We start from the raw sequence: 22,534 nt of genomic DNA, 5'->3' as shown, positions 1-22,534 counted from the left end.
GAAACCAATTTATAAATGTTTATGATACAGACAAAACTTACGTTAAGTCTGTATCAGGACGCAATAAATTACGTCTTACCAAGATGCCTTTTTAACACCAGGGATCAATCCATTATTTGCCATTTCACGAAATGTAACACGTGAAAGACCGAATTGACGCATATACCCTCTTGGTCTACCTGTTAATTTACAACGATTGTGTAAACGAACTGGTGAAGCATTTTTCGGTAACTTTTGCAAACCTACGAAATCTCCAGCTTCTAACAAAGCTTTTCTTTTCTCAGCATACTTAACAACTGTTTTTTCTCTCTTAACCTCGCGGGCTTTCATTGATTCTTTAGCCATGTCTTAATTCTTTTTAAAAGGTAATCCTAATTCTGTCAATAGAGACTTTGCTTCTTTATCAGTTTTTGCAGTAGTTACAAAAGTGATATCCATACCTGAAATTTTGTTTACTTTGTCAATATCAATTTCTGGGAAAATGATTTGCTCCAAAACTCCAAGGTTATAATTTCCTCTTCCATCAAAACCAGTAGCTTTAATACCACTAAAATCTCTTACACGTGGCAAAGCTGAAGTAATAAGTCTATCTAAAAACTCATACATTCTTTCCCCACGTAAAGTAACTTTTGCTCCAATAGGCATCCCTTTTCTCAATTTGAATGACGCAACGTCTTTCTTTGAAATTGTGGATACTGCTTTCTGTCCAGTGATCTTTGTTAACTCATCAACTGCATAGTCGATTAGTTTTTTATCTGATACAGCTGCACCAACTCCTTTACTTAAAACGATTTTGTCCAATTTTGGAACCTGCATTACGTTTACGTATCCGAATTCCTCTTTAAGAGCAGCAATTACTCTGCTCTTATATTCTTCTTTTAGTCTAGGTATATACGCCATTACTATAGTACTTGATTAGATTTTTTTGAAAATCTTACTTTCTTATCTCCTTCTACTCTAACACCAACTCTAGTTGTTTCCTTAGTTTTAGGATCAATTAAAGAAATATTAGATATTTGTATAGAAGCTTCTTTCTTTACGATACCACCTTGAGGGCTTTTTGCACTAGGTTTTGTATGTTTTGAAACCATGTTTACACCTTCAACAATCGCTTTGTTTTTCTCACGGTAAACACGTACGACTTTACCTTCAGCACCTTTATGGTCTCCAGCAATTACTCTTACAATGTCTCCGGTTTTTATTTTTAGCTTTATCATCTTAAAAACGAATTAAAGCACTTCTGGTGCTAATGATACAATTTTCATGAATTGTTTTTCACGAAGTTCTCTTGCTACCGGACCAAAAACACGAGTTCCTCTCATTTCACCAGCAGCATTCAATAACACACATGCGTTGTCATCAAATCTAATGTATGAACCATCGGCTCTTCTTACTTCTTTTTTGGTACGTACAACAACTGCAGTTGAAACAGCTCCTTTTTTAACGCTTCCGTTTGGAGCAGTATCTTTGATAGAAACTACAATCTTGTCACCAACAGAGGCATACCTTCTTTTGGTACCTCCTAAAACACGGATAGTTAAAACTTCCTTTGCTCCAGTGTTATCTGCTACTTTTAGTCTTGATTCTTGTTGTACCATAATTATTTAGCTCTTTCTAAGATTTCAACTAACCTCCAACATTTTGTCTTACTTAAAGGACGCGTTTCGCTAATCCTTACCGTATCTCCAACATTGCAGTCGTTCTTTTCGTCGTGTGCGTGATACTTTTTAGTTTTCAACACGAACTTACCGTATAATGGGTGTTTTACTTTACGCACTTCAGCAACAACGATAGATTTATCCATTTTGTCTGAAGTAACAACACCAACTCTTTCTTTTCTTAAATTTCTTTTTTCTTCCATCTTTCAGCAGATTACAATTATTGCAACTCTCTTTTAGTAAGTTCCGTAGCTAATCTTGCAACTGTTCTTCTAACACTTCTAATTTGAAGTGGATTCTCAATTGGAGAAATAGCGTGAGCCATTTTTAGGTCGGCATATGCCTTCTTAGTCTGACTAAGTTTTTCTTGCAACTCCGCTGCAGAAAGATCTTTTATTTCTGATTGTTTCATAATATATTATAAATTATGCTTCGAAATCTCTAGCAACGACGAATTTAGTTTTCACTGGAAGCTTTTGAGCTGCAAGACGTAACGCCTCTTTTGCAACTGATAAAGGAACTCCTCCAACTTCAAACATAATTCTTCCGGGTTTAACAACGGCAGCCCAATACTCAACTGCACCTTTACCTTTACCCATACGTACCTCAAGGGGTTTCTTAGTGATAGGTTTGTCTGGAAATATTTTGATCCATAATTGTCCTTCTCTTTTCATAAAACGAGTTGCAGCAATACGTGCAGCTTCGATTTGACGAGAGGTTAAGAACATTCCATCTTCATGTACAGATTTAATACCAAACATTCCATTAGAAAGTTCATGCCCTCTTTGAGAGTTCCCTTTCATTTTACCTTTTTGTACCTTACGGTATTTTGTTCTTTTAGGCTGTAACATTTTTCTTTAGTTTAAAAATTTACTTTCGTTTACGAGCGTCTGGTTTTCCACCTTTGTTAAAAGGTTTTCTGTCTCCTCTTGGAGAATCACCACCTTTTCCACCAGCACCAGATTGTTTTTTGTCCATTCCGGCAAGTGGAGAAAGATCTCTCTTTCCATAAACTTCACCTTTCATGATCCATACTTTGATTCCCATTCTACCATAAGTAGTGTGAGCTTCAGCCAAAGCATAATCAATGTCAGCTCTGAAAGTTGATAGAGGAATTCTACCTTCTTTGAAACCCTCTGAACGAGCCATCTCTGCACCATTCAAACGACCAGAAATCAAAACTTTGATACCTTCTGCGTTCATACGCATAGAGGCAGCAATAGCCATTTTGATTGCACGTCTGTAAGAAATTCTGCTTTCGATTTGACGACAGATGCTTGTAGCAACTAGATACGCGTCAAGTTCAGGTCTTTTAATTTCAAAGATGTTGATTTGAACCTCTTTGTCAGTAATTTTCTTAAGTTCTTCTTTTAACTTGTCTACCTCTTGTCCACCTTTCCCAATAATAATACCAGGTCTAGCAGTAGTGATAGTAACGGTTACAAGTTTCAAAGTTCTCTCGATGATTACTTTTGATACACTAGCTTTTGATAAACGAGCATGGATATACTTTCTGATTTTAAAATCTTCGGCAAGTTTATCACCGTAATCATTTCCACCATACCAGTTTGAGTCCCATCCTCTGATGATACCAAGTCTATTTCCAATTGGATTTGTCTTTTGTCCCATCTTGTATTAAATTGCTTGTGTGTTATTAATAGATCCAAGCACGATTGTTACGTGGTTAGAACGTTTTCTAATTCTGTGTGCTCTTCCTTGTGGCGCTGGACGAAGTCTTTTCAACATCATTCCACCATCTACAGTGATAGTTTTAATGAATAAGCCTGCTTCTTCCATATTAGCGTCAGGGTTTTTTGCTTGCCAGTTGGCAATAACTGATAAAACCAATTTTTCTAATTTTCTTGAAGCTTCTTTAGAACTAAATCTTAAAATATTTAGTGCTCTTTCTACCTTCTGACCTCTTACTAGATCTGCTACTAAGCGCATTTTTCTAGGTGAAGTAGGGCAGTTATTTAACTTTGCGAAGGCCAAAGACTTATTAGCCTCTTTTCTTGCATCTGCTGTTTCTCTTTTACGAACTCCCATTGCTTCTTATTTTTTACCTTTATTTTTTGCTCCAGCATGACCTCTAAAAGATCTAGTTGGTGAAAATTCTCCTAATTTGTGACCTACCATGTTTTCTGTTACGTAAACTGGTACAAATTGACGACCGTTATGAACTGCGATAGTTTGTCCAACAAAGTCTGGAGTAATCATAGAAGCTCTAGACCAAGTCTTAACCACTCCTTTATTCCCACCTGCGATGTTTTCCTGAACTTTCTTGTCTAACTTATAATGAACAAAAGGTCCTTTTTTTAATGAACGTGCCATATCTTATTATTTCTTTCTACGTTCTACGATATACTTGTTACTCGGGTTTTTCTTAGAACGAGTTCTATAACCTTTAGCTGGTATTCCATTTCTTGAACGTGGATGTCCACCAGAAGAACGTCCTTCACCACCACCCATTGGGTGATCGACAGGGTTCATTGCAACAGGTCTTGTTCTAGGTCTTCTTCCTAACCATCTTGTTCTACCTGCTTTACCAGATACAACTAATTGGTGATCAGAATTAGAAACCGCTCCAATTGTAGCCGAACAAGTCAACAAGATTAATCTTGTTTCCCCAGAAGGCATTTTAATTGTAGCATATTTTCCATCTCTTGCCATTAATTGAGCAAATGTTCCAGCAGAACGAGCAATTACAGCTCCTTGTCCTGGTCTCAATTCGATACAAGAAATAACAGTTCCAAGTGGAACTCTACTTAAAGGTAAAGTATTACCAATTTCAGGTTGAGATTCTGGACCAGAAACTAATTTCTGACCAACTTTCAATCCGTTTTGAGCAATAACATACGTTTTCTCACCATCAGCATACGCTAACAATGCGATAAATGCAGTACGATTCGGATCATATTCGATTGATTTCACTGTAGCCGGAATTCCTTCTTTTGTACGTTTGAAATCAATAATACGATATCTTTGCTTGTGACCACCACCCGTATAACGCATGGTCATCTTTCCTTGACTATTTCTACCACCAGAGTTTTTTATCGGCGCTATCAAAGAGCGTTCCGGCTTATCAGTTGTAATGGCGTCATAACCATTCACAACTCTAAATCGCTGACCTGGGGTAATAGGTTTTAATTTTCTTACTGACATTTTATCTTAGATATTGTTGTAAAAATCAATTGTTTCTCCTTCTTGTACTTGTACAATTGCTTTTTTGATTGCATTTGTCTTTCCACTGATAAGTCCACTTTTAGTGTATTTAGTAGTTCTATCCGGTCTTACGTTCATCGTGTTAACACTCAAAATAGTTACTCCATAAGCAGCTTCAATAGCTTTCTTAATTTGCACTTTGTTTGCTTTCTTGTCAACAACGAATCCGAAGCGGTTTAATACTTCACTTTCTTTGGTTACTTTTTCCGTTACTATAGGCTTAATTATGATGCTCATATCCTATTATTTACTTAAATTTTCTTCAATTATCTCCAAAGAACTCTCTAAAAGCACTAAATTATTAGCGTTTAATATAGCGTAAGTGCTTAATTCTAAGCTACTTACTACGCTAGAGCCTTTTAAATTGCGTGACGACAAATATACATTTTTATTTGTATCACCCAAGACAAACAGGGATTTTTTATTTTCTAACTCTAAAGCTTTCAAAACGTTGATGAAATTTTTAGTGCTTGGTGCTTCAAAATTAAAGTCTTCAAGTACGATAATGTTCGACTCTTTTGCTTTAATTGAGAAAGCAGATTTTCTAGCCAAACGTTTCAAGCTTTTATTCAATTTGAATGAATAACTTCTTGGTCTTGGTCCGAAAACTCTTCCTCCACCTTTAAACAATGGATTCTTTGCACTACCCGCACGAGCAGTACCAGTTCCTTTTTGTTTTTTTATCTTACGTGTACTTCCCGCTACTTCAGCTCTTTCTTTTGCTTTGTGCGTTCCTTGTCTTTGATTAGCAAGATATTGCTTAACATCAAGGTATACTGCGTGATTGTTTGGTTCTATACCAAATACTGAATCAGAAAGTTGAACTTTTCTTCCAGTATCTTTTCCGTTGAAATCTAATACTTTTGCTTCCATTACTTCTGAATGATTACATAAGAGTTGTTACATCCAGGAATACATCCTTTTATAACAAGTAGGTTCTTTTCAGCCACTACTTTTAAAACTCTAAGGTTTTGAACTTTTACATTGTCTCCTCCCATACGTCCAGCCATACGCATTCCTTTGAATACTCTAGATGGATAAGAAGAAGCTCCTACAGAACCTGGCGCTCTTAAACGGTTGTGTTGACCGTGAGTCGCTTGACCAACACCACCAAAACCGTGACGTTTTACAACCCCTTGAAAACCTTTACCTTTAGATACACCTTGTACATCTACAAATTCTCCTTCTGAAAAGATAGAAACATCAATAAGATCTCCTAAATTTTGTTCTGTTGCGAAATCTCGGAATTCAACGACTTTTTTCTTAGCTACAGTTCCCGCTTTTTTAAAGTGACCTAAAGCCGCTTTTGTGGAATGTTTCTCGTTTTTGTCATCGAAACCAAGTTGCAACGCTTCGTACCCGTCAACACCTTTGGTTCTGACTTGGGTAACAACACATGGCCCAGCTTCGATTACTGTACAAGGAATATTCTTCCCGTTCTCGTCGAAAATGCTAGTCATGCCGATTTTTTTACCAATTAACCCAGACATAATTATTAATTATTAATTATTAAATATAAATATAGAACGCAGCTTTTAACTAAATCCTATTTTTTTAAAGTGGTGCAAAAGTATAACTTATTTACACACAAACCAAAAAAATATTTTTCAATTAAAAACAGCGTCCCTTTTTACTCTTAAATTACTTAAACTTTGATTTCAACTTCAACTCCGCTTGGCAATTCAAGTTTCATTAAAGCATCAATAGTTTTAGATGAAGATGAATAAATGTCAATTAATCTCTTGTATGACATTACTTCAAATTGCTCTCTCGCTTTTTTGTTTACGTGTGGAGAACGTAATACAGTGAAAAGTTTTTTGTGAGTTGGTAATGGAATTGGACCTGTTACTACTGCACCTGTACTTTTTACAGTTTTTACAATCTTTTCAGCAGACTTGTCTACCAACATGTGATCGTAAGATTTTAGTTTTATTCTGATTTTTTGACTCATTTTCTTAAAGATTAAGCGTTTCCTTTTGCTTTTTTGATAACTGCTTCCGAAATATTCGAAGGAGTTTCAGCGTAGTGTGAAAATTCCATTGTTGATGTTGCACGACCTGAAGATAAAGTTCTTAAAGTAGTTACATAACCAAACATTTCTGATAATGGCACATCTGCTTTAATAGTTTTAGCACCATTTCTGTCACCCATGTCATTTACCTGACCTCTACGACGGTTGATATCACCTACGATATCTCCCATGTTTTCTTCTGGTGTAATAACTTCCATTTTCATGATAGGCTCAAGAATAACAGCACCTGCAGCACGACCTGACTCTCTGTAACCCATTCTTGCAGCTAACTCAAAAGAAAGTGCATCTGAATCGACAGGGTGAAAAGATCCGTCTAATAAAGTAACTTTCAAACTATCAACTTGGTATCCTGCTAAAGGACCAGTTTTCATAGCTTCTCTGAAACCTTTTTCAACTGAAGGGATATATTCTTTAGGAACGTTACCACCTTTTACTGCATTAATAAACTGCAATCCAACCGGAGCTTTACCGTCAACTAAATCTGCTGGTTCGATTCTAAATACGATATCACCGAATTTACCACGACCACCTGATTGTTTCTTGTACGTTTCTCTATGTTGAGCAGATTTAGTAAACGCTTCTTTGTATTCAACTTGAGGCTCACCTTGGTTAACTTCAACTTTGAATTCACGTTTCATTCTATCAACAAGGATATCTAAGTGAAGTTCACCCATACCAGAGATAATAGTTTGACCCGAAGCTTCGTCTGTTCTAACAGTAAATGTTGGATCTTCTTCCGCTAATTTAGCTAAAGCCATTCCCATTTTATCTACGTCAGCTTTAGTTTTAGGCTCAATTGCAATACCAATTACCGGAGCAGGGAATTTCATAGACTCAAGAATAATTGGGTGTTTTTCATCACACAATGTATCTCCAGTTTTGATATCCTTAAATCCTACTGCCGCTCCAATATCACCTGCTTCGATATAATCGATTGGGTTTTGCTTGTTAGCATGCATTTGATATATGCGCGAGATTCTTTCTTTGTTTCCTGAACGTGTGTTCAAAACATAAGAACCTGCATCTAAACGTCCTGAATAAGCACGGAAGAAAGCTAAACGACCTACGAAGGGATCAGTAGCAATTTTAAACGCTAAAGCAGCAAATGGCTCTTTAACATCTGGCTTACGCAAAATTTTAGTTTGATCTTCTTCTAATAATTCAGCATCATCAGGATGAATTCCTTCGATACCTTCTTTATCCATTGGAGATGGCAAATATTTACATACTGCATCTAACATGAATTGAACTCCTTTGTTTTTGAAAGAAGAACCAGCAATCATAGGAATGATAGCCATGTCCATAGTAGCAGCTCTTAATGCAATATTGATTTCTTCCTCTGTAATAGAGTCCTCATCTTCCATGAATTTTTCTAACAAATTTTCATCATAATCAGCAACTGCTTCAATAAGAATCGATCTGTATTCTTTCACTTCTGCAAGCATATCTTCTGGAATAGGCACAATCTCGTAAGTAGCTCCTAAACCTTCTTCATCCCAAACAATAGCTTGGTTTCTTACTAAATCCACAACACCCTTGAAATCATTTTCTTCACCAATCGGCAAAGTGATCGCTACTGCATTTGATTTTAACATATCTCTTACTTGTTGACAAACCATCAAAAAGTTAGAACCTTGTCTATCCATTTTATTAACGAAACCAATACGTGGTACTCTGTATTGATCTGCTAATCTCCAGTTAGTTTCTGATTGCGGCTCAACACCATCAACAGCACTAAACAAGAAAACCAAACCATCAAGCACACGCAAGGAACGGTTTACTTCAACTGTAAAGTCAACGTGTCCCGGTGTATCGATAATATTAAAGTGGTAAGGCAATGTCTCAGGTAAAACTTTACCTTGAGTAGTTGGAAAATTCCATTCGCAAGTTGTAGCTGCAGAAGTAATTGTAATACCTCTTTCTTGCTCTTGCGCCATCCAGTCCATTGTTGCAGCACCATCGTGTACTTCACCAATTTTATGTGATTTTCCTGTATAGAACAATATGCGCTCAGTTGTTGTTGTTTTACCAGCATCAATGTGAGCAGCAATTCCTATGTTTCTTGTATATTTAAGTTCTCTAGCCATTTCTTAAGAATTAAAATCTAAAGTGAGAGAATGCTTTATTAGCTTCTGCCATTTTGTGAGTATCCATTCTCTTTTTAACAGCAGCACCTTCTTCTTTAGCCGCAGCTAAACATTCTGAAGCTAACCTTTGAGCCATAGATTTTTCGTTTCTTCTTCTAGAATATAGAATTAACCACTTCATCGCCATAGAAATTTTTCTATCCGGACGAATTTGCATTGGAATTTGAAATGTAGCTCCACCTACTCTACGACTACGTACTTCTACGTGAGGCATAACATTGGTTAACGCATCTTTCCAAATTTCTAATGATGGTTTCTCTGCATCTTGTTTTTTAGACTCAATGATGTCAATTGCATCATAAAATACTTTAAACGCTGTCGATTTTTTTCCATCCCACATTAAGTTGTTCACAAAACGTGTTACCAGTTGGTCATTAAACCTTGGATCTGGTAAAAGTGGTCTTTTCTTTGCCGCTCTTTTTCTCATGTCTTTTTTTTAATAAAATGTCATACCCATACAAACGTGACGAATCACATTCCTACAAGAAATAACTTTTTAAATTACTTTTTTGCTTCTTTTGGGCGTTTAGCTCCGTACTTAGATCTTCTTTGCGTTCTTCCTGCTACTCCTGACGTATCAAGTGCACCACGAACGATGTGATATCTAACTCCTGGTAAATCTTTTACCCTTCCACCCCTAACTAATACTATCGAGTGCTCTTGTAAATTGTGTCCTTCACCAGGGATGTAAGCATTCACTTCATTACCATTTGTCAAACGTACACGCGCTACTTTACGCATTGCAGAGTTTGGTTTTTTTGGTGTTGTAGTGTAAACACGCGTACAAACCCCTCTTCTTTGAGGACAAGAATCTAAAGCAACCGATTTACTCTTCTTAGTTATCTGAGTTCTTCCTGTTCTTACTAATTGTTGAATTGTTGGCATAATTAATACTAAAAATTTCTTATTATATTAAATTCCCGCTTTTTACGGGGTTGCAAATGTAGAAAATATTTTTCACTCTACAAACCTTACTCTGGTAATTTTCAATAAGATTATTTTATAGTTTGATTTTTATTCCAAACCACTGATATTTGCATGATGCACAAAAGACCTATTAATTGAAAACTTTATTTCTTACTTTTCTCGTTTTAAATTTTGGTCTGACCTGTTATGGCCAAAATTTTCATTTGACCATGAATGGAAATTCGTCTGCTGAGTCCAGTACAATTGATTCTTTAAAATACGTAGCAAAACACCAAAACTTAAAATCAATACAGGAAGAAATAAAACTAATGTCCGAAAAACTCAGTAAAATTGGATATATCAACAATCGTGCAGCGGACTATATGCAAATTAGTGACTCCAGTTATTCAGCACGACTCAGTTTAGGTAAAAAAATTAAATCGACACGCATATATATAGGAGCAAATAATTCCATAAAAGAATTATTTAATTCGGAGAAAAACGACACCATCACACTGCCTTACCAAGAAACAGATTTTTTTTTAAATCAAACATTGAAAAAACTCGAAGAAAGTGGTTTTGCTCTGGCTACCTTAAGATTGGTAAATTTAAAAACAATAAATAATGTGCTTTACGCAGATTTAAAGACGGACTTAAATCAACAGCGAAAACTAAATTCAATAGTTGTTCGCTATGCAGACAGTGACGGCGCAAATAAATTTCCAAAAGGACATTTAGTACAAATCAACAGGAAATATAAAAACAGCAACTTCAATCAAAACATTGTCAACGAAATCTATAAAGATTTTGGAAACTTCGAATTTGTAAACCAGGTAAAATATCCGGAAATTTTATTCACAAAAGATAGCACCAAAGTCTATGTATATCTTGAAAAAAGAAAATCGAATGTATTTGACGGCTTTGTAGGATTTTCAAACAATGACAATAACAAAGTAGTTCTGAATGGTTATTTAGATGTCAAACTTGAAAACATTCTTGGTTCCGGTGAGCAATTCTCAGTCTTTTGGAAAAGTGACGGAAACGATCAAAAAACTTTTAACGCACATATAGAAGTGCCATACCTGTTAAAAACTTCACTGGGACTAAAAGCGCAAATTCAATTTTTTAGACAAGACAGTACTTTTCAAAACACCAAAACGGCGATAGACTTAAGCTATTTTAAAAACTACAATACCCGCTTTTATTTAGGTTATCAAGCTACGGAATCAAGTGACATACAAAATATAAACAACGCTTCCGTAGCTGACTTTAATAATTCGTTTATAACATCCCGTTTTGAATACACAAAACTAGAAGCTGCGAACTCACTTTTTCCCGTAAAATCGAAAATTTTAATATCGACCGCACTCGGTAGAAGAAAAACTAACATCCTGACGGAAGATTCAACCAACAAACAATTTATTGCAAACATTGAGGCGATGCATAATTTTAACCTGAACAAAAAGAATTCAATACATTTAAATAGCCGAAATTATTATTTAAAAAGCAACCGCTATCTCACAAACGAATTTTACCGTTTTGGCGGATTTAATAGCATACGTGGTTTTACCGAAAACAGCCTATACGCATACTTTTTGACCTCAGTAATGACAGAATATCGTTTTCTGATTACCTCAGATCTTTACCTACATTCAATTGTGGATTACAGTATCTATAAGGATGATGTAAACATTGCAGCAAGCAACATTACAAAAACTGCTTTAGGTATTGGATTGGGACTTGGATTGCAAACAAAAAACGGTTTATTCAAACTGGCCGTAGCAAATGGAAGTTCAAAAAATCAAGCAATAAATTTTCATAGCACTGTCATTCACATCAGTTACAACATTAAATTTTAACCAGAGCAAAAGAAATGGTATCATTTATTAGGAATGTTAACAAATTATTAAGAGTTTTGTGAGACTAATTCAAAATATTTAAAAATGAAACTAAAGTTCAATGGAATCTTAGTACTACTGGTAGTACTTATGGCGCAACTAACTTTTGCGCAAGAAAGATCTGTTTCAGGTGTTGTTTCTGATAATGCAGGAATGCCAATACCCGGCGTGAGTGTATTAGTGAAAGGGACACAAAATGGAACACAAACTGATTTTGACGGAAAATTTTCCATCAAAGCATCTCCGAGCCAAGTGTTGATTTTCAGTTATGTTGGAATGACTACAAGGGAAATTACAGCAAGCTCTGCTACACTAAATGTAAAATTAGACACTGATTCGCAAGAATTAAGCGAAGTAGTTGTAACTGCTTTGGGTATCAAAAGAGACAAAAAAGCCCTAGGTTACGCAACCCAAGAGGTTAAAGGTGACGCTGTATCGAAGGTAAAAAGTTCTAACTTTGTAAACTCTTTATCTGGTAAAGTTGCTGGTTTAGAAATTAAAACTTCTGGTAACTTAGGTGGTTCTACACAAGTAGTTATTAGAGGTAGCAACTCAATAGAGGGTAATAATCAAGCTTTATTTGTTATTGACGGTGTGCCAATAGATAATGGCAACTCAAACTCAGGGGATCAAAAAAATGGTAGAGGTGGTTATGACTACGGTAATGCTGCATCTGATATCAATCCTGACGATATTGAATCTATTAACGTTTTAAAGGGAGCTGCAGCAACTGCACTTTATGGTTCTCGCGCTTCTAATGGTGTTGTAATGATCACTACCAAAAGAGGTAAAACTCAAAAAGGAATTGGAATCACAATAAGTTCTAGTTTAATGTTAGGAACTGCGGATAAGGAAACTTTGCCAAGGTATCAAAACAAATACGGAGCTGGTTATGGTCCTTTCTATGACTCTGCTGATGGTTACTTCAATTTGGCTGATATCAACGGAGACGGTGTTGATGATTTAACAACTCCTTTTACCGAAGATGCTTCTTATGGAGCTGCATTTGATCCATCTTTATTGATTTACCAATGGAATTCTATTTATCCTCAATTAACTGAAACTTTCGGAAAAGCGACTCCTTGGGTAGCTGGTAAAGCGAATCCAAATTCTGTTTGGGGTACTGGAAGTACTGCTGTAAACTCTATTTCGTTAGATGGTGGAGATGACAAAAGTTCTTTTAGATTAGGTTTCACTAACTTATTACAAGAAGGAAGCTTACCAAACAGTGGTATTAAAAGAAATAATATAACTTTCTCAGGATCACATAATTTAACTGAAAAATTAAAAGCTTCAGCAAGTTTAAATTTTGTTAAAACTGATGGAAAAGGTAGAAACGGTACAGGTTATTCAGCTGGTAACGTAATGCAACAGTTTAGACAATGGAATCAAATGAACGTTGATTTCGACGAACAAAAAGCTGCTTACTTTCAAACAAGAGATAATATCAGTTGGAATCCTAATTCACCTACAAATTTAAGACCAATTTACTCTGACAATCCATACTGGACATTCTATGAAAACTATCAGACAGATACAAGATCAAGATACTTTGGTAATGTAGCATTAGAAGACAAACTAACTGATTGGTTGAGTATATTGGGTAGATTTTCTTTTGATACCTATGCTGAATTGCAAGAGGAAAGAACAAATGTTGGAAGTGCAGATGTATCTAAATATTCCAGATACAACAATAATGTATCTGAATACAATTATGATTTAATGTTAAACTTCAATAAAGATTTAACTGAAAAATTAAATTTAGAAGGAAACATTGGTTACAACGTAAGAAACAATCTTAGAAGCAGCATTTTCGCCGCTACTAACGGAGGCTTAAACAAAGCGCGTTTGTATTCACTTTCAAATAGTTTTGCTCCAATTCTTGCACCACAAGAATACGAGGCAAGCAGCATGGTTGACGGTGCGTATATAAGAGCAAGTTTAGGTTACGATGATTTTGCTTACTTAGAGGGAACTTACAGAACAGATCGTTCTTCTAATTTACCGAAAGCAAACAACAGATATGGTTATTACTCAGTTTCCGGAAGTTTAGTTTTCTCTAAATATATTGATGCAGAATGGTTATCATTCGGTAAATTAAGAGCTAATTATGCTGAAGTTGGTAACGATACAAATCCTTACAGAGTTTTTAACACTTACGAAATTGGTACTCCATTTGACGGAACAGGAGTTGCTTCAAATAATGGGACGCTTGCAAACCCGAACCTTTTACCTGAGAGACAAAAAAGTTATGAGTTTGGTTTAGAAATGGCCTTCTTTAAAAGACGTCTAGGGTTTGATATATCGTATTACAACGATTTAAATGTTAACCAAATTACAAATATTCCATTTTCAACTGCAACAGGTTACAATTCAGCGGTATTAAATGCCGGAACAATTGAAAACAAAGGTCTTGAAGTTCAGATTAATGCAACACCATTAAAAACGAATGATTTCAAATGGGATGTTAATTTAAACTGGTCTCAAAATAAAAGTTTAGTTGTTTCTTTGCTTAACGGTATTGAAAACTTACAATTAGCATCATTACAAGGTGGTGTTTCTATTAATGCAACACCTGGACAGCCTTATGGAACTATTAGAGGTAGTGATTTTATCTATGCTGACAATGGGCAACCAATTGTTAATCAGACAGGAAGTGGAACTAGAATTGGTACGTATCAAAGAACTGGTGCAAGTAATATAGTTATTGGAGATATCAATCCTGATTGGAAAGCAGGTCTTAACAATAGTTTTACCTACAAAAATTTCAATTTAAGCTTCTTAATCGACATGCAAAAAGGTGGGGATGTTTTCTCTTTAGATACATGGTACGGTTATGCAACAGGTATGTATGACTTCTCCGCTGCTGATAATGAATTAGGGAATCCTGTTAGAAATCCTATTGTTGGAACTCCAGGAAACTATGGAGCTACTAGTGGTGGATTTATTTTACCGGGTGTTGCTCCTGATGGAACACCAAACCAGGTTAGAGCCGCTGGTGATATTTATACAACTGCTTGGGGTTATGCAAGAGCTCCTAATAAACTTCACGTTTATGACGCGGGTTATGTGAAGTTACGTGAAGCAAGTTTATCTTACAATTTTAATCCTAAAACCTTAGAGAACTCACCTTTCACTAATATTGTTGTATCTTTAATTGGTAGAAATCTATGGATTATCGATAAAAGTACTCCATATGCAGATCCAGAAGCAGGTCTAAGTTCTGGAAATGTTCAAGGATACCAATCGGGAGCTTATCCATCTATAAGAGAAGTCGGAGCGAGTCTTAAACTACAGTTTTAAAACATTAAATTATGAAAAAAATAATATTAACAGCCTTATCTATCATTACTCTAATATCGTGTCAGTCAGATGAACAATATGAAGATAAAAATATAGATCCGAAAAATCCTACTGAGGTTAGCCCAGAGTTTTTATTCAATGCTGCAACCAAGAATCTGTTTGATCAGATGACAAGCACCAATGTAAATACAAATATCTTTAGGATGTTAGGTCAACATTGGACTGAAACAACTTACGTAGATGAAGCTAATTACGATTTCAATACTCGTAATATCCCGCAAAACCATTGGCGCGAAATGTACACCGATGTGTTATTCGATTTAGGTGATGCAAAAATCAATAATGATAATGATACTAATCCTTTATTAACAGCCGAAACAAGAAAAACTAAAAATGCTCAAATTGAGATTTTGAGTATCTATGCTTGGGCTCAAATGGTTGAGACGTTTGGAAATATCCCTTACACCCAAGCTTTGAAACCTCGCGAATTTGTATTGCCGGTATACGATGATGCAGCTACGATCTATAGTGATTTACTAGCTCGTTTAACTGTTGCAATTCCTAACTTAACGAATAATGGATTTGGCGCAGCAGACAAAATTTATGGTGGAGATCCTGTTAAATGGAAAAAATTCGGTAATTCATTATTATTAAGAATGGGATTACGAGTTGCAGATGTTCCAGCTTTGGCTGCTAAATCAACTGCAGCAATTCAAGCAGCCGTTAGTGGGGGTGTATTTACATCAAATGCTGATAATGCAGCTTTTGCTTATTCTAATTCAACACCGAATACCAATCCTGTTTGGGTTGACTTAGTACAATCTGGAAGATCAGATTTCGTTGTTGCTAATACATTAGTGGATAAAATGAATACTCTTAATGATCCTAGAAGATCTTTCTATTTTGATCAAAATTTAGGAGCTGGAGTTTATGATGGTGGGCCTTATGGTGATAATAATTCTTTTTCAACGTACACACACGTAAGTGCTAGAATAATTGACCCAACTAATCCAGCATCGTTAATGGATTATGCAGAGGTATGCTTTTACCTGGCAGACGCTGCGGAACGTTCAATTTCAGGAACACCTGCTACAGCAGCTGATTTTTACAATAAAGGTATTACAGCATCATTTGACTACTGGGGAACTCCTAACGTAGCTGCCTATTTGCTAAATCCTGATGTAAATTATGCAACAGCTCCAGGATCTTATAAAGTAAAAATAGGAACGCAACTTTGGTTAGCGATGTACAATAGAGGTTATGAAGCTTGGACTGCTTGGAGAACTTATGATTTCCCGGGCTTTAACTTGCCTGCTGTATCTGAAGATCCTGTACCAACAAGATATACGTATCCGATTAACGAACAAAACTTGAATAAAACCAACTACAATGCTGCAGCTGCTGCAATAGGAGGTGATAATCAAACAACAAAACTTTTTTGGGATAAATTCTAATTATCTCTAAAATTATTTAAAAACCATCAGCTCTTGCTGATGGTTTTTTTTTTACATACATTTTACTTAGCTTTGCGCCATGGAAAAAGAACACCAAATATTCGGTATAAGAGCAATAATTGAAGCCATACAAGCGGGCGCAACAGTAGACAAAGTCTATATTCAAAAGGAAGCCAGCAGCGAGCTGATGAAAGACCTGATGAAAGTGATGAAGCGCGGTAACATTAACTTTTCGTATGTTCCTGTTGAAAAATTAAACAGGCTTACACCAAATAATCATCAAGGTGCAGTGGCAACGATCTCTCCTATTTCCTTTTTTGATTTAGAATCATTAATTGAATCTGTAATTGAAAATGGAAAAAAACCATTGTTTTTGATTTTAGATCAAATATCGGATGCACGTAATTTTGGAGCTATAATAAGAACAGCTGAATGTACTGGTGTTAACGGAATCATTGTACAAAAAGCAGGTTCAGCACCCGTTAATGGCGATACCGTAAAAACATCTGCCGGAGCAGTTTTCAACATTCCAATTTGTAAAGTAGAACACATCAAGGATGCCATTTTCCTTTTACAGGCAAGCGGAATCAAAACTGTTGCAGCTACCGAAAAAACAGATCAAAATATTTATGATATTTCTTTAAACGAACCCGTTGCAATAATTATGGGTTCAGAGGATCGTGGTGTAAACCCTTCGGTGCTTAAAATCGTAGACGAAAAAGCTAAGCTTCCTATGTTTGGAACAATTGGATCACTGAATGTATCGGTAGCTTGCGGTGCTTTCTTATATGAAGCGGTAAGACAACGATCTTAGATTGGTGGTCTTCTTAGATTGTTAGATCCTTAGATTGTTAAAATCCTTAGAGTTTTAGAATACTTTATTACATGAATCAAGACTTAGGTTTTGATTCATTTTTTTTGTCTTCAACAATCTCATAATTGGTAGAAACATTTGAATTATAATAAGAGTCTAGTTCTTGCTCCTCTTCATTTTCTTCAATTATTGGGAGATTAACAAAATTCCCCTGCTCATCAAAACGCTGCATGAATTTATCCTGTGAAGAATCAAAATCCGGGCGTTCCCACTCATACTTAATTATTTTTTTATATTCTGGCGTTTTGTATAGTAAAGAAAGGATAAATCCTGTCAGCAATCCTCCCAGGTGACCTTCCCATGATATCGATTTGTTTCCCGGAATCTCCGGACTTGGAAAAATGTACCAAACTAATCCTCCATAAACAACAATCACAGCAAGTGATAACGCTACGAGCCTATTGTACTTTGTTTGGATACCTTTAAAAAACACAAAACTAAACAGCACATAAATTAAACCGCTAGCGCCAATATGATAATTTTCTCTTCCGATTACCCAAGTAATAATTCCTGATAAAACGATTCCATATCCAATTACCCTCATTGATTGTTTGGCATAAAAAAATTGCAAAGCGGCCAGCAATATTAATAAAGGAATAGAGTTATTGTACAAATGCTCTAAATCGCCATGTATAAAAGGACTGAAAATAACCCCCTGCAAGCCTGAAAATGTTCTCGGATAAATTCCGTTTTGAACAAAGTCAAGATTAAATCGGATTTCCACCCAAAAAACAAACCATAAGAACACCACGAAAAAAAGTGGCAATCCTATCACTGCATTCGTAAATTTGAAATGTTTATCCATTACTCTTAAAGTTTATTCAAAAAATTAAATTCAAAAACTTCTCCAAAAGCAATTTAATGCTATTTTGTCATAAAAATTTTCAAAATCGTATAAGTGCGCAGAATTTTTAGCCCAGATGGAAACGGCATCCTTTTTTATCTCGTTAATTTAACGAGATAAAAAAGATACAGTGGACAGCTGGAAATTGCTCCAAATAAAAATAGTAATTTTGCCTAAGTTATATTTTTGATTTATGATTTAAGATTAACGAATACAGATCTCAGATTTAAAAAAAAATGGAAACACCACTTGCAGAACGCATTCGACCACAAAAATTAGAAGATTATATCAGTCAATCCCATTTGGTAGGTCCTAACGGTTCTTTAACACAGCAAATTGCAAAGGGAATTATTCCCTCTTTAATTTTTTGGGGTCCGCCCGGAACAGGGAAAACCACTTTGGCACAAATTATTGCACAGGAATCAAAACGACCGTTTTATATCCTGAGCGCCATTAATTCCGGTGTAAAAGACATTCGTGAAGTAATTGAAAAAGCAAAGCAAAGTGGCGGCCTGTTTACGGCGAGAAACCCAATTCTTTTTATTGATGAGATTCATCGTTTTAGCAAATCCCAGCAGGATTCCTTATTAGCTGCAGTCGAAAAAGGATGGATTACACTGATAGGTGCCACGACAGAAAACCCGAGTTTTGAAGTTATTCCCGCTTTACTTTCCCGCTGTCAAGTCTACGTTTTAAATGCTTTTGCAAAAAGTGATTTAGAGGCGTTGCTGGTACGTGCGATGATAACGGATCATTATTTATCTACAAAAAATATAACACTAAACGAAACCGAAGCTTTATTACGACTTTCTGGCGGGGATGGACGCAAACTATTAAATATTTTCGAACTGGTCGTAAATGCGTCTGATGAAGACGAAATTATCATCACAAACGACCGCGTTTTTGCTCTCGTGCAACAAAATACCGTTTTGTATGACAAAACCGGCGAACAGCACTATGACATTGTTTCCGCTTTTATAAAATCAATTCGGGGAAGTGACCCAAATGGAGCGGTTTATTGGCTCGCAAGAATGATTGAAGGCGGCGAAGACGTAAAGTTTATAGCACGTCGGATGCTTATTCTTTCCAGCGAAGATATCGGAAATGCTAATCCTACAGCTTTTATTATGGCCAACAATACTTTTCAAGCAGTCACTACTATTGGGTATCCGGAAAGTAGAATCATATTAAGTCAATGTGCTATTTATTTAGCTACGTCGTTGAAAAGTAACGCTTCCTATTTAGCCATTGGTACGGCGCAGCAACTGGTAAAACAAACCGGAGATTTACCCGTGCCGATTCACCTGCGTAATGCTCCTACCAAATTAATGAAGGAATTGGGATATGGCGAAGAATACAAATATTCGCACGATTACACCAATAATTTTGCCGAGCAAGAATTTTTGCCGGATGCCTTGAGCAATAAACCGATTTATGTTCCGGGAAATAATTCAAGAGAGAATAGTATTCGGGAATTTCTCAAAAACCGTTGGAAAGGCAAATACGGATATTAAATCCCATAAAAAAAGTCTTGATCGCTCAAGACTTTTTTTACTGTGTTATTTTCGAAGAGATAGCAAAAGTTTAAAATCTAACGGATATTTTTTCAGAAATTAGTGTATTGTTTTGATAAAATTCAAAATACCATTGATTTTCTTTAGAAATCAAAACTCCCTGAATATCTCCTTTAACTGCGATGTAACAGTCTTTATTAGAAGTTCTGAAAACTTTCATCACAACCTTTGGCTCCTTGTTAATAAATTGAAAACCCGTAGCAGTAGGCTGTGCATATAATAAATCCACAACTTCAGCATTCATAATGATTGTATCTCTTACCACATTTGCTGCAACAGGATTTGCCAGTGGCTGGGCTGCCGGAGATTGCACTTTCGTAGCGGTGGCTCCATTGTATTTATATTGCAGGTCATAAATAGATTGAAAGGCTTCGTTTAAAGCGGCAGTATATGCTACCTCAAAATCCTTTTCTTTACTTTTGCCAACGGCTGATTGAAAAATTATTTTATCATAACAATCCTTGAATGTTATAAAAAGCTTAGTCGTCAAAAAAGTATTTTCCTTAACCACATCAACATACAACAAACTACATCTGTCGTTATACTCGTTTGGTATAATTTCATTGCTATAAAATGCTGGAAAACCCGCCTTAATCAGGTTGAACTTGGTCAGCGTAATCAATCGATACTGATTTTCACTCTTTAAGAAATCATATTTTAACGGAATAATCACCGCTTTGTAATCATTTACGGATTGGGAATAAGAGTAACTTACGACCAATAGTAACACTAATAAAATTTGCTTTTTCATCTTTATAAATATTTTTTAAGTTCTAATAAATGATTAATTTGTTTGATATGATCTTCAACAAGGATTTTACTTTCATTAAAATAAATGGCATCCAGACCCGCGTCAAGCGCTCCTTGAACATCTGCCTCCAAGCTATCGCCAATCATAACACTGTTTTCTTTTTTAGCGTTAGCCAAATCTAAAGCGTAATCGAAAATAATAGGATTTGGTTTTTTTACTCCTGCCATTTCAGAATTAGTAATGGTCTGAAAATAGGAACCAATTTTAGAATTATTTATTTTTTTAAATTGAACATCCGCAAAACCATTTGTTATAATGTGTAAATTATATTTAGGTTTCAAATAATCTAAAAGCTCCATTGTTCCTTCAAATAGATGATTGTTCTCTGGTAAAAACCGAATATAATCATTTGCTATAACGTCTATTTCTTCATCAGAAATCAAGTAATTTATAGCGTCAAAGGAGTGCTTCAAGCGGTTGTACCGCAATTCTTGGTGGGTAATTTTATCAAATTGATATAACGCCCAACACGATTGATTAATTGAAACATATTTTTCAATGAATTCCTTCGTCTCTATTGCTGGATGATTTCTATTAAAAATAGTTTCAAATGCCAACTCTGAATTTTTATCGAAATCCCAAAGCGTATGATCTAAATCAAAAAAAACGTCTTTTATATGTGTTTGTTTCATTTTATATTTTTAAAATATTCCTTCATCTGCAAAACTAAAATAACCGGTTTCAGTTACAATCAGATGATCCAATACTTTTATTTCTAAACTATCGCCTGCCAATTTCAATTTCCTTGTGATCTGTTTGTCAGCATCGCTGGGAATCAAAGTTCCCGAAGGGTGATTGTGACACAAAATCAAAGCTGTTGCACCAATTTCGAGTGCCGTTTTAAAAACAATGCGAACATCAACTAAAGTTCCTGTGATTCCGCCTTTACTCAACTGCGATTTCGAAATTACCTTATTCGAATTATTCATATAAATAATCCAAAATTCCTCATGTGGCAATTCGCCTATAACAGGCTGCATGATTTCAAAAATAATTTTACTCGAAGTGATTTTCTTCAATTCCACTGCATCTTCTCCTCTTCGGCGTCTTCCTAATTCTAAAGCTGCAATAATCGAAATTGCTTTCGCCTCCCCTATTCCTTTAAATTGCATAAGTTGGGATAACGATAATTTTCCCAAGGCATTCAAATTATTATCAACACTAGCCAAAATCCGTTTGCTTAAATCAACAGCTGACTCGTTCCTACTTCCTGAACCAATCAAAATGGCAATCAATTCCGCATCACTCAAAACACTTTTGCCTTTGAGCATCAGTTTTTCACGTGGCTTATCATCTTCGGACCAATTAGTAATAGGAAAAAAGGAATTTTCAGCCATTCATATGATGTTTAAATTTGTTTTCGCATGCAAATACTATTTTCTAAACCTATATACGGTTCGTAATTATCAATAATTAAATATCCCGCTTTTTGATATAAAGCTATGGCTTCCTTTTGCTTGTATAATGTTTCCAACACTGAAGACGAATATCCTAAGTCCTGTGCCCAATTTTCTAATTCCTGTAAAACAGATTTAGCTAATCCCATTCCTCGAACTTCGGCTGAAATAAACATACGTTTTATTTCAATTGAATTTTGATCATACTTTTTGAAACAACCACAACCAACGGCTTTGTCTTCTAAATAAAGAATGATGACATTTGGATTTAATTCCAAAATATTATTCCCCCAGTAATCAGCTTTCAATTCTGGATAACGCTCCCATAAACTTTTATCTAATGCTTTGATCAAATTTACAAAATCTCTGTTTTCACTGGTAGTTTTAACAATCCTTACTTTGTCTTTCATGCCA

General features: G+C 35.6%; 28 protein-coding genes. 5 read left to right on the top strand and 23 right to left on the bottom strand.

Annotated features, from left to right (window positions below; translation table 11 throughout):
• Window positions 1–75: 75 nt before the first annotated feature.
• From rpsN to rpsL, 18 genes are all read right to left on the bottom strand, one after another.
• Window positions 76–345, bottom strand: coding sequence for a 30S ribosomal protein S14 (gene rpsN, locus E0F89_RS10060; RefSeq protein WP_131909657.1), 270 nt, complete (start codon window positions 343–345; stop codon window positions 76–78).
• 3 nt (window positions 346–348) lie between these two features.
• Entirely contained in the window at window positions 349–900 is a 552-nt protein-coding gene (gene rplE, locus E0F89_RS10055; protein ID WP_086452757.1) for a 50S ribosomal protein L5, read from the bottom strand.
• Window positions 901–902: 2 nt separating this feature from the next.
• The gene (gene rplX, locus E0F89_RS10050; protein WP_131909656.1) at window positions 903–1,217 is read right to left on the bottom strand and encodes a 50S ribosomal protein L24; all 315 of its coding nucleotides are present in this window, start codon (window positions 1,215–1,217) and stop codon (window positions 903–905) included.
• 12 nt (window positions 1,218–1,229) lie between these two features.
• A complete protein-coding gene (gene rplN, locus E0F89_RS10045) occupies window positions 1,230–1,598 on the bottom strand; it encodes a 50S ribosomal protein L14 (RefSeq protein ID WP_026717863.1) in 369 nt (122 codons plus the stop codon).
• Between the two features lie 2 nt (window positions 1,599–1,600).
• Window positions 1,601–1,861, bottom strand: a complete 261-nt coding sequence (gene rpsQ / locus E0F89_RS10040) for a 30S ribosomal protein S17 (RefSeq protein WP_091203665.1) — start codon at window positions 1,859–1,861, stop codon at window positions 1,601–1,603.
• Between the two features lie 17 nt (window positions 1,862–1,878).
• Entirely contained in the window at window positions 1,879–2,070 is a 192-nt protein-coding gene (gene rpmC / locus E0F89_RS10035; protein ID WP_035668115.1) for a 50S ribosomal protein L29, read from the bottom strand.
• A 13-nt stretch (window positions 2,071–2,083) separates the two neighbouring features.
• Entirely contained in the window at window positions 2,084–2,509 is a 426-nt protein-coding gene (rplP, locus tag E0F89_RS10030; RefSeq protein WP_007803637.1) for a 50S ribosomal protein L16, read from the bottom strand.
• 19 nt (window positions 2,510–2,528) lie between these two features.
• Entirely contained in the window at window positions 2,529–3,287 is a 759-nt protein-coding gene (gene rpsC / locus E0F89_RS10025) for a 30S ribosomal protein S3 (protein ID WP_131909655.1), read from the bottom strand.
• A 6-nt stretch (window positions 3,288–3,293) separates the two neighbouring features.
• Window positions 3,294–3,704 carry a 50S ribosomal protein L22 gene (rplV, locus tag E0F89_RS10020; RefSeq protein WP_131909654.1) on the bottom strand — a complete coding sequence of 137 codons (411 nt, stop codon included), beginning with the start codon at window positions 3,702–3,704 and terminating at the stop codon, window positions 3,294–3,296.
• A gap of 6 nt (window positions 3,705–3,710) precedes the next feature.
• Window positions 3,711–3,989, bottom strand: coding sequence for a 30S ribosomal protein S19 (rpsS, locus tag E0F89_RS10015; RefSeq protein WP_007136562.1), 279 nt, complete (start codon window positions 3,987–3,989; stop codon window positions 3,711–3,713).
• Window positions 3,990–3,995: 6 nt separating this feature from the next.
• The gene (gene rplB / locus E0F89_RS10010) at window positions 3,996–4,820 is read right to left on the bottom strand and encodes a 50S ribosomal protein L2 (protein WP_035668122.1); all 825 of its coding nucleotides are present in this window, start codon (window positions 4,818–4,820) and stop codon (window positions 3,996–3,998) included.
• 6 nt (window positions 4,821–4,826) lie between these two features.
• On the bottom strand, window positions 4,827–5,117 hold the full coding sequence (gene rplW / locus E0F89_RS10005) for a 50S ribosomal protein L23 (protein WP_066081040.1): 291 nt from the start codon (window positions 5,115–5,117) through the stop codon (window positions 4,827–4,829).
• Between the two features lie 6 nt (window positions 5,118–5,123).
• A complete protein-coding gene (gene rplD / locus E0F89_RS10000; RefSeq protein ID WP_131909653.1) occupies window positions 5,124–5,753 on the bottom strand; it encodes a 50S ribosomal protein L4 in 630 nt (209 codons plus the stop codon).
• Window positions 5,753–6,370: a 50S ribosomal protein L3 gene (gene rplC, locus E0F89_RS09995; RefSeq protein ID WP_113666972.1), complete on the bottom strand. Its 618-nt coding sequence runs from the start codon at window positions 6,368–6,370 to the stop codon at window positions 5,753–5,755. The genes rplD and rplC overlap by 1 nt, the downstream gene beginning before the upstream one ends.
• 155 nt (window positions 6,371–6,525) lie before the next feature.
• Window positions 6,526–6,831 carry a 30S ribosomal protein S10 gene (gene rpsJ, locus E0F89_RS09990; protein WP_011963470.1) on the bottom strand — a complete coding sequence of 102 codons (306 nt, stop codon included), beginning with the start codon at window positions 6,829–6,831 and terminating at the stop codon, window positions 6,526–6,528.
• 11 nt (window positions 6,832–6,842) lie between these two features.
• A complete protein-coding gene (fusA, locus tag E0F89_RS09985; RefSeq protein WP_131909652.1) occupies window positions 6,843–8,999 on the bottom strand; it encodes an elongation factor G in 2,157 nt (718 codons plus the stop codon).
• A gap of 10 nt (window positions 9,000–9,009) precedes the next feature.
• Window positions 9,010–9,486, bottom strand: a complete 477-nt coding sequence (gene rpsG / locus E0F89_RS09980; RefSeq protein ID WP_035668130.1) for a 30S ribosomal protein S7 — start codon at window positions 9,484–9,486, stop codon at window positions 9,010–9,012.
• Window positions 9,487–9,560: 74 nt separating this feature from the next.
• Window positions 9,561–9,944, bottom strand: coding sequence for a 30S ribosomal protein S12 (gene rpsL, locus E0F89_RS09975; protein ID WP_007136570.1), 384 nt, complete (start codon window positions 9,942–9,944; stop codon window positions 9,561–9,563).
• A gap of 176 nt (window positions 9,945–10,120) precedes the next feature.
• On the opposite strand from rpsL, the gene E0F89_RS09970 reads away from it, so the two are divergent.
• The 4 genes from E0F89_RS09970 to rlmB all read left to right on the top strand — a co-directional run bounded on the left by E0F89_RS09970 (window position 10,121) and on the right by rlmB (window position 17,434).
• Complete coding sequence (locus E0F89_RS09970) at window positions 10,121–11,824, top strand: BamA/TamA family outer membrane protein (protein ID WP_131909651.1); 1,704 nt, start codon at window positions 10,121–10,123, stop codon at window positions 11,822–11,824.
• Window positions 11,825–11,908: 84 nt separating this feature from the next.
• Complete coding sequence (locus E0F89_RS09965) at window positions 11,909–15,166, top strand: SusC/RagA family TonB-linked outer membrane protein (RefSeq protein WP_131909650.1); 3,258 nt, start codon at window positions 11,909–11,911, stop codon at window positions 15,164–15,166.
• 11 nt (window positions 15,167–15,177) lie between these two features.
• The gene (locus tag E0F89_RS09960; RefSeq protein WP_131909649.1) at window positions 15,178–16,620 is read left to right on the top strand and encodes a SusD/RagB family nutrient-binding outer membrane lipoprotein; all 1,443 of its coding nucleotides are present in this window, start codon (window positions 15,178–15,180) and stop codon (window positions 16,618–16,620) included.
• A gap of 79 nt (window positions 16,621–16,699) precedes the next feature.
• Entirely contained in the window at window positions 16,700–17,434 is a 735-nt protein-coding gene (gene rlmB / locus E0F89_RS09955; protein WP_035668140.1) for a 23S rRNA (guanosine(2251)-2'-O)-methyltransferase RlmB, read from the top strand.
• A gap of 76 nt (window positions 17,435–17,510) precedes the next feature.
• Here rlmB and E0F89_RS09950 read toward each other — a convergent pair whose 3' ends face one another.
• The gene (locus tag E0F89_RS09950; protein WP_131909648.1) at window positions 17,511–18,299 is read right to left on the bottom strand and encodes a rhomboid family intramembrane serine protease; all 789 of its coding nucleotides are present in this window, start codon (window positions 18,297–18,299) and stop codon (window positions 17,511–17,513) included.
• Window positions 18,300–18,574: 275 nt separating this feature from the next.
• Here E0F89_RS09950 and E0F89_RS09945 point away from each other — a divergent pair, with 275 nt between their 5' ends.
• Window positions 18,575–19,852, top strand: coding sequence for a replication-associated recombination protein A (locus E0F89_RS09945; RefSeq protein ID WP_131909647.1), 1,278 nt, complete (start codon window positions 18,575–18,577; stop codon window positions 19,850–19,852).
• A 70-nt stretch (window positions 19,853–19,922) separates the two neighbouring features.
• Here E0F89_RS09945 and E0F89_RS09940 read toward each other — a convergent pair whose 3' ends face one another.
• From E0F89_RS09940 to E0F89_RS09925, 4 genes are read right to left on the bottom strand one after another with little or no spacing between them, the layout of a single operon-like run.
• A complete protein-coding gene (locus tag E0F89_RS09940) occupies window positions 19,923–20,663 on the bottom strand; it encodes a hypothetical protein (RefSeq protein ID WP_131909646.1) in 741 nt (246 codons plus the stop codon).
• 2 nt (window positions 20,664–20,665) lie between these two features.
• A complete protein-coding gene (locus E0F89_RS09935) occupies window positions 20,666–21,355 on the bottom strand; it encodes a YjjG family noncanonical pyrimidine nucleotidase (RefSeq protein ID WP_131909645.1) in 690 nt (229 codons plus the stop codon).
• Between the two features lie 9 nt (window positions 21,356–21,364).
• Window positions 21,365–22,060 carry a RadC family protein gene (radC, locus tag E0F89_RS09930; RefSeq protein WP_131909644.1) on the bottom strand — a complete coding sequence of 232 codons (696 nt, stop codon included), beginning with the start codon at window positions 22,058–22,060 and terminating at the stop codon, window positions 21,365–21,367.
• Window positions 22,061–22,071: 11 nt separating this feature from the next.
• On the bottom strand, window positions 22,072–22,530 hold the full coding sequence (locus E0F89_RS09925) for a GNAT family N-acetyltransferase (RefSeq protein WP_131909643.1): 459 nt from the start codon (window positions 22,528–22,530) through the stop codon (window positions 22,072–22,074).
• Between the last annotated feature and the right edge of the window lie 4 nt (window positions 22,531–22,534).

This window comes from Flavobacterium caseinilyticum (genome assembly GCF_004349085.1).
GTDB lineage: Bacteria > Bacteroidota > Bacteroidia > Flavobacteriales > Flavobacteriaceae > Flavobacterium > Flavobacterium caseinilyticum.
The sequence above is the reverse complement of the archived record's forward strand: the minus strand, read 5'-3'. Positions and strand labels throughout refer to the sequence as shown.

What these genes read in the sequence shown, in the direction of transcription:
- rplV (WP_131909654.1), bottom strand. Translation starts at nt 3,704, where the DNA reads ATGGGAGTTCGTAAAAGAGAAACAGCAGATGCAAGAAAAGAGGCTAAT.
- rplP (WP_007803637.1), bottom strand. Translation starts at nt 2,509, where the DNA reads ATGTTACAGCCTAAAAGAACAAAATACCGTAAGGTACAAAAAGGTAAA.
- rpsN (WP_131909657.1), bottom strand. Translation starts at nt 345, where the DNA reads ATGGCTAAAGAATCAATGAAAGCCCGCGAGGTTAAGAGAGAAAAAACA.
- rpsC (WP_131909655.1), bottom strand. Translation starts at nt 3,287, where the DNA reads ATGGGACAAAAGACAAATCCAATTGGAAATAGACTTGGTATCATCAGA.
- E0F89_RS09925 (WP_131909643.1), bottom strand. Translation starts at nt 22,530, where the DNA reads ATGAAAGACAAAGTAAGGATTGTTAAAACTACCAGTGAAAACAGAGAT.
- rpsQ (WP_091203665.1), bottom strand. Translation starts at nt 1,861, where the DNA reads ATGGAAGAAAAAAGAAATTTAAGAAAAGAAAGAGTTGGTGTTGTTACT.
- fusA (WP_131909652.1), bottom strand. Translation starts at nt 8,999, where the DNA reads ATGGCTAGAGAACTTAAATATACAAGAAACATAGGAATTGCTGCTCAC.
- rpsG (WP_035668130.1), bottom strand. Translation starts at nt 9,486, where the DNA reads ATGAGAAAAAGAGCGGCAAAGAAAAGACCACTTTTACCAGATCCAAGG.
- E0F89_RS09945 (WP_131909647.1), top strand. Translation starts at nt 18,575, where the DNA reads ATGGAAACACCACTTGCAGAACGCATTCGACCACAAAAATTAGAAGAT.
- rplX (WP_131909656.1), bottom strand. Translation starts at nt 1,217, where the DNA reads ATGATAAAGCTAAAAATAAAAACCGGAGACATTGTAAGAGTAATTGCT.
- rplW (WP_066081040.1), bottom strand. Translation starts at nt 5,117, where the DNA reads ATGAGCATCATAATTAAGCCTATAGTAACGGAAAAAGTAACCAAAGAA.
- E0F89_RS09965 (WP_131909650.1), top strand. Translation starts at nt 11,909, where the DNA reads ATGAAACTAAAGTTCAATGGAATCTTAGTACTACTGGTAGTACTTATG.
- E0F89_RS09950 (WP_131909648.1), bottom strand. Translation starts at nt 18,299, where the DNA reads ATGGATAAACATTTCAAATTTACGAATGCAGTGATAGGATTGCCACTT.
- radC (WP_131909644.1), bottom strand. Translation starts at nt 22,060, where the DNA reads ATGGCTGAAAATTCCTTTTTTCCTATTACTAATTGGTCCGAAGATGAT.
- rpsL (WP_007136570.1), bottom strand. Translation starts at nt 9,944, where the DNA reads ATGCCAACAATTCAACAATTAGTAAGAACAGGAAGAACTCAGATAACT.
- rplB (WP_035668122.1), bottom strand. Translation starts at nt 4,820, where the DNA reads ATGTCAGTAAGAAAATTAAAACCTATTACCCCAGGTCAGCGATTTAGA.
- E0F89_RS09940 (WP_131909646.1), bottom strand. Translation starts at nt 20,663, where the DNA reads ATGAAAAAGCAAATTTTATTAGTGTTACTATTGGTCGTAAGTTACTCT.
- rpmC (WP_035668115.1), bottom strand. Translation starts at nt 2,070, where the DNA reads ATGAAACAATCAGAAATAAAAGATCTTTCTGCAGCGGAGTTGCAAGAA.
- rplE (WP_086452757.1), bottom strand. Translation starts at nt 900, where the DNA reads ATGGCGTATATACCTAGACTAAAAGAAGAATATAAGAGCAGAGTAATT.
- E0F89_RS09960 (WP_131909649.1), top strand. Translation starts at nt 15,178, where the DNA reads ATGAAAAAAATAATATTAACAGCCTTATCTATCATTACTCTAATATCG.
- rpsS (WP_007136562.1), bottom strand. Translation starts at nt 3,989, where the DNA reads ATGGCACGTTCATTAAAAAAAGGACCTTTTGTTCATTATAAGTTAGAC.
- rpsJ (WP_011963470.1), bottom strand. Translation starts at nt 6,831, where the DNA reads ATGAGTCAAAAAATCAGAATAAAACTAAAATCTTACGATCACATGTTG.
- rlmB (WP_035668140.1), top strand. Translation starts at nt 16,700, where the DNA reads ATGGAAAAAGAACACCAAATATTCGGTATAAGAGCAATAATTGAAGCC.
- rplN (WP_026717863.1), bottom strand. Translation starts at nt 1,598, where the DNA reads ATGGTACAACAAGAATCAAGACTAAAAGTAGCAGATAACACTGGAGCA.
- E0F89_RS09935 (WP_131909645.1), bottom strand. Translation starts at nt 21,355, where the DNA reads ATGAAACAAACACATATAAAAGACGTTTTTTTTGATTTAGATCATACG.
- rplD (WP_131909653.1), bottom strand. Translation starts at nt 5,753, where the DNA reads ATGGAAGCAAAAGTATTAGATTTCAACGGAAAAGATACTGGAAGAAAA.
- rplC (WP_113666972.1), bottom strand. Translation starts at nt 6,370, where the DNA reads ATGTCTGGGTTAATTGGTAAAAAAATCGGCATGACTAGCATTTTCGAC.